Origin of the sequence: Vibrio sp. 10N.222.52.B7, from assembly GCF_041474275.1 — a bacterium.
Taxonomy (GTDB): Bacteria; Pseudomonadota; Gammaproteobacteria; order Enterobacterales; family Vibrionaceae; genus Vibrio; species Vibrio crassostreae_C.
The window spans coordinates 1-402 of record NZ_JBFRTU010000823.1; the positions used below are offsets into that span (position 1 = coordinate 1).

Sequence of the window (402 nt, forward strand, 5' to 3'; positions counted from 1 at the left end):
CGCTAAATCTCGTTCTTTTTCACTGACTGACGCATGCAACTTCACCACTTGGATATCTGGATTCTTTGATAAGGCTTGTTCACATTGCACGATCTCTTTTTTACCCGGTAGGAAAACCAAGATATCGCCATGTGAAGCGATCAGTTGATGATTCACTTCTTCAGCAATGCGTTGCTCTAGATGTCGAATATCGGGCAATGCTCTTGACTCATTCGCCCTGTGTTCAATAGCAACTTGATAAGTTCGGCCTTCACAGCTAATTCGATTCGCATCCAAGTAATGAGCAAGACGCTCCCCTTCAATGGTTGCTGAAGTGATCACCAAGCGATGACTCTCTTTTTGTTTGAGAATCGCCACCAGCAGATCAATGTCCCAGCGCCTCTCGTGAAACTCATCCACCAC

1 pseudogene is annotated in these 402 nt (G+C 45.5%); it reads right to left on the minus strand.

What is annotated here, in order from left to right:
• Positions 1-402, minus strand: a pseudogene (locus AB4512_RS25470) (ATP-dependent RNA helicase); the annotation flags it as partial.